This window comes from Nocardioides sp. AN3 (genome assembly GCF_054653495.1).
In genome coordinates this window covers 1-3,606 of the sequence record NZ_BAAIGC010000066.1, presented here as the reverse complement: position 1 = coordinate 3,606, position 3,606 = coordinate 1, and the positions used below count along the sequence as shown (strand labels likewise).

The following is a 3,606-nucleotide window of genomic DNA, read 5'->3' as shown; positions in this document are numbered from 1 at the left end:
TGCCAACAAGAAACGGGTTTCGTAACCCTGTCGACCTGCCGTAGTGTTGTCGCATCAGGGGTCCTGAGCTGCGGTCGGCGACGCAACGACGCATCCGAGCGAGGGGAGTCTTGAGATGAGCGCAGACAGCCACATCTACGACGTGGTGGTGATCGGCGGCGGCTTCGCCGGCGCCACGGCCGCGCGACCTGACTGAGCAGGGCAACCGGGTGCTGCTGCTCGAGGCTCGCGACAGACTGGGTGGCCGGACCTACTCCTCGAAGTTCCCGGGCACCGACGTGGACATCGAGCTGGGCGGCCAGTTCGTCCTCCCCGCCGTCGTGCACACCAACCGCGAGCTCGAGAGGTACGGGTTCGAGACGGGCGAGCTGCCGGAGCCGGAGAACATCGAGACCATCCTCGGCGGCAAGCGCCTGCCGGGCACGTTCGCGCCGCTCGATCAGCTCCACGACATCGAGCGCGCCGCACTTCACCTCATCAAGTCGTCCCTGCGCATCCGCCCCGGGATGCCGCTGGACCACCAGGACCTCGCGGATCTCGACGTCTCGCTCGAGGAGTTCCTCGCGCCGCTCGATCACCCACCAGAGACCTACGACTTCGTCGCGAACAGCTGCTCGGGGTACACCTTCATGTACCCGCAGGAGCAGTCGGCGCTCACGGAGCTGAGCTTCGTCGCAGTCTTCGGGCAGAGCCTGGTTACCTGGCTGATGGGCATCACCACGCGCACTCGCACCGGCGCGTTGGCGACGCGCATTGCGCAGGACGTCACCCAGGCCCGGCTCGAGAGCCCGTCGCGCGTGTCGACCAGACCGGCGACGACGTGGTCGCCACGTTCGCCAACGGCGAGACCATCACCGCCGCTGCCGTCGTCGTCGCCACGCCGGGTGAACTGGTCGCGGAGAGCGTGCGGCGCGCCGCGAGCCATACCGGTCGGGCGCTGGTGTCGATATGGCGAGCACTGGAGGTGTCGTCGGACGTCAGGACGGTCGAGCCGTTGGTGTGAGATCCACGCTCCCCGACCCGTCCGTGATCGACCGCGGATCGCCGCGGCGAACGAGATGAGCACCATGACAACGAACTTGACTGGCCCGGCCTTCTTCCGTGGCGTGTGGATCGAGGAAGGGCGATGGGACGCCGAGCGAATGGTGAGACTGACACCCGAGGACGTGCGCGGGATCAGGACGTGCGACCAGGTCGCACACTGGGCCGCCGTCCATCCAGACGAGCTCGGCCTCGGCTGCGACCGCCGATGGATCACCTTTGCCGAATGGCACGAGCGCGTCCAGGAGCGGGCCTCGTCGATGAGAAGCGGGGGCGTCTCGCCGGTCGCCCTCGTGTACGACGCCGCGGACGCGATCGACTTCGTGGTCAGCTACATCGCCGCGCAGGGCGCCGAGCGGCCGGCACTGGTGCTGAACTACCGGCTGCCCGCGCAGGCGCTGCAGGCGCAGATCGACCTCGCCGGCGCGGGCACGGTGCTCAGCAGCGGCCGCGACGACATCGCGGCGGCCGCGGAGCCGCGACACGAGCCGCTGCTCGACCGGTGGGGCGAGACGATCGCCGACATCTCCTACTCGTCCGGCACGACCGGTGATCCCAAGGGCATCCTTCTGAGCCACCGTGCACTCGCCTGGGCGGGCGTCCTCGTGAGCGAGCTCGCGTTCGTCGGCAGGACCTCCTTCGATCAGGCCGGCGAACCGCTCGGTGCGGACGACACCCTCGTCTCTGCCTTCCAGGCAGGGAGCGCGGCGACCGCCAACGGGTTCCTGAACGTCGGGTTGGCCGTGGGTGCACGGATGCACTTCCTCTCGAAGTTCGACCCGGGAACCTTCACCCAGGTCATGCAGGACGTTCAAGCCATCCTGTTCTACGGCGGTCCGGCGCATCTCGCGCTCTGGCGCCAGGCCGAGCCGGATGCGACCCCGGTCGCGCGCGCCTACGTCGTGATCGGCCAGACCCTCTCGCGCACGGACGCGTCCTGGTTCGTCGAGCGACGTGGCAGTGCGCATCTGGTCAACGCCTACGGACTGACGGAGAGCTGCGCGGGCATGCTGGTCGCGGTCGACGAGGAGAACATCCGCGACACCGGGGTGATCGGGCGACCGGTCGGGCCGCTCGACCTACGGCTGGTCGGACCCGACGGCGAGGAGGTCGACACCGAGGGTGAGCTCGTCATGTCCTGCTTCGGGATGATGGAGGGCTACCTCGACCGCCCGGATCTGACGGCGGAGAAGCTGCGTGACGGCTGGTTCCGCACCGGCGACATCGTCGAACGCAAAGGCGACGTGTACTACATCCGCGGACGGGTCGGCGACCGGATCAACCGCGGCGGCTACAAGTTCGACCCGATCGAGGTCGAGGAGGTCGCGACCACAGTCACCGGCGTGACCGGGGCGGTGGCGTGCGCGATCCCGCATCCCGTTCTTGGCGAGGATGTCGCGCTGGCCATCGAGGTCGGCGCCGGCCGGGAGATCGCCGACGTCCGAGAGGCGGTAGCTGAGGCGCTCGCTCGCGAGCTGCCCACATTCAAGGTCCCGCGCGACATCCGCGCGGTGCGCGAGATGCCCCGAGCGCCTTTGGGGAAGCCGCAGCGCGCTGCGGTGGCCGCGTGGTTCACCAGCTCCGAGTGTGACGACGGCGAGATCGCCGAGCGAAGCTAGAGCACAGGACACCCAAAAGGAGATCTGTACATGTCTGAGTCGGTCCCGCCCGCCCGTTCCCACGACGTCGCCGTCATCGGGTGCGGCCTGATGGGCTCCGCGCTCGCGCGGCAGTTCGCGACAAGCGGACTTAGCGTGGCGGCCTGGAACCGGACGCCCGAGCGAGCCGAGGCTCTCACCGGCGACGGCGTCACGCCGATCCCCTCCGTCGTCGACGCCGTACGCGCCTCGGCGCTGGTCGCCGCCTGCACGTCGACCTATGAGACCCTGCTCGCCGCGCTCGCCCCCGTCGACAGTTGGGACGGGGCGACGCTGGTCAATCTCGTCGGCGGCACGCCGCAAGACGCTACGGACCTCGAGCGCTGGGCCACTGGGCGCGGTGCGGCGTATCTGGACGGCAGCATCTTCTGCTATCCCCGCGAGATCGGCTCGGCCGATGCGACCATCTGCTTCGGGGGCCCCTCCGAGGTCTGGTCCTCGCACGAGCAGGCCCTGATGATGCTCGGCGGCGCGTCGCGGCACGTCTCGGAGCGGGTGGACATCCCCAACGTGCTGTACATCGGGATGTCCGTGTTCCTGTTCGGTGCCATGAGCGCCTACGTCGAGGCGGCGACCTACCTCCTCGGTCAGGGCGTGTCCACCGAGCTGCTCGGTGAGATCACCCGGCCCGCGATCGCACTGCTTCCCGAGGTGACGGAGGAGACGGTCGCAACGATCGTGAGCGGCGACCACTCGACCGACCAGGCGAGGATCGAGCTGTGCGCCGACATGGGTCGATACTGCCTCGATGCCCTCCAGACTGCGGGCCACCGGGTCCGGGTGTTCGAGGGCGTCGTCGAGAGCCTGGCGGCGGCGGAGTCAGCCGGACTCGGCAACGCGGGCTTCTACTCCCTGACGAATGTCGTCGGCTGTGCAGATCCGGCCACGAGCGACTAGTACTTCTAAT

At 68.8% G+C, this 3,606-nt stretch carries 2 protein-coding genes; both read left to right on the top strand.

Annotated features, from left to right (window positions below):
* Window positions 1–188 precede the first annotated feature (188 nt).
* Window positions 189–2,660 (top strand): AMP-binding protein, encoded by a 2,472-nt coding sequence (locus tag ACYQ1K_RS27710; protein ID WP_459986854.1) that lies wholly within the window; start codon window positions 189–191, stop codon window positions 2,658–2,660.
* 30 nt (window positions 2,661–2,690) lie between these two features.
* Window positions 2,691–3,596 carry an NAD(P)-binding domain-containing protein gene (locus ACYQ1K_RS27705; RefSeq protein ID WP_459986853.1) on the top strand — a complete coding sequence of 302 codons (906 nt, stop codon included), beginning with the start codon at window positions 2,691–2,693 and terminating at the stop codon, window positions 3,594–3,596.
* Window positions 3,597–3,606: the final 10 nt, after the last annotated feature.

What these genes read in the sequence shown, in the direction of transcription:
- ACYQ1K_RS27705 (WP_459986853.1), top strand. Translation starts at nt 2,691, where the DNA reads ATGTCTGAGTCGGTCCCGCCCGCCCGTTCCCACGACGTCGCCGTCATC.